This window comes from Nocardia sp. NPDC058519, from assembly GCF_042719755.1.
Taxonomy (GTDB): domain Bacteria; phylum Actinomycetota; class Actinomycetes; order Mycobacteriales; family Mycobacteriaceae; genus Nocardia.
This window is the reverse complement of the sequence record NZ_JBHXNK010000071.1, coordinates 1-1,440: the sequence shown is the minus strand read 5'-3', so window position 1 is coordinate 1,440 and position 1,440 is coordinate 1. Positions and strand designations below refer to the sequence as shown.

1 rRNA gene is annotated in these 1,440 nt (G+C 55.1%); it reads right to left on the bottom strand.

From position 1 onward, the window contains the following. Positions 1-1,440: ribosomal RNA gene (locus ACFWPK_RS34530) — 23S ribosomal RNA — on the bottom strand; the annotation flags it as partial.

Genomic DNA, 1,440 nt, shown 5'->3' with positions numbered 1-1,440 from the left:
TTCTGGCCTATCAACCCCATGGTCTGTAGGGGGCCTTAACCCATCAAGTGGGAGAGAAACCTCATCTTGGAACAGGCTTCCCGCTTAGATGCTTTCAGCGGTTATCCCTTCCGAACGTAGCCAACCAGCAGTGCTCCTGGCGGAACAACTGGCACACCAGAGGTTCGTCCGTCCCGGTCCTCTCGTACTAGGGACAGCCTTCCTCAAGTTTCTTACGCGCGCGGCGGATAGAGACCGAACTGTCTCACGACGTTCTAAACCCAGCTCGCGTGCCGCTTTAATGGGCGAACAGCCCAACCCTTGGGACCTACTCCAGCCCCAGGATGCGACGAGCCGACATCGAGGTGCCAAACCATCCCGTCGATATGGACTCTTGGGGAAGATCAGCCTGTTATCCCCGGGGTACCTTTTATCCGTTGAGCGACACCGCTTCCACTTGCCGGTGCCGGATCACTAGTCCCGACTTTCGTCCCTGCTCGACCTGTCAGTCTCACAGTCAAGCTCCCTTGTGCACTTGCACTCAACACCTGATTGCCAACCAGGCTGAGGGAACCTTTGGGCGCCTCCGTTACATTTTGGGAGGCAACCGCCCCAGTTAAACTACCCACCAGGCACTGTCCCTGAACCAGATCATGGTCCGAGGTTAGAAGTCCAATACGATCAGAGTGGTATTTCAACGACGACTCCCACAACACTAGCGTGTCGCTTTCACAGTCTCCCACCTATCCTACACAAACCGTACCGAACACCAATACCAAGCTATAGTGAAGGTCCCGGGGTCTTTTCGTCCTGCCGCGCGTAACGAGCATCTTTACTCGTAATGCAATTTCGCCGAGTCTGTGGTTGAGACAGCAGAGAAGTCGTTACGCCATTCGTGCAGGTCGGAACTTACCCGACAAGGAATTTCGCTACCTTAGGATGGTTATAGTTACCACCGCCGTTTACCGGGGCTTAAATTCTCAGCTTCGCCCATGACAGGCTAACCGGTCCTCTTAACCTTCCGGCACCGGGCAGGCGTCAGTCCGTATACATCGTCTTACGACTTCGCACGGACCTGTGTTTTTAGTAAACAGTCGCTTCTCTCTGGTCTCTGCGACCCCACCCAGCTCCCGGAGTAAATCCGTTCACCAGATGTGGTCCCCCTTCTCCCGAAGTTACGGGGGCATTTTGCCGAGTTCCTTAACCACAGTTCTCTCGATCGCCTTAGTATTCTCTACCTGACCACCTGTGTCGGTTTGGGGTACGGGCCGTGTACCAGCTCGCTAGAGGCTTTTCTCGGCAGCATAGGATCACTGAATTCCCCTCAACGGGTACGCATCACGTCTCAAGCTATATGAACGGCGGATTTGCCTACCGTTCGCCCTACACGCTTACACCAGGTATTCCATCACCTGGCCCAGCTACCTTCCTGCGTCACCCCATCGCTTACCTACTACAGCC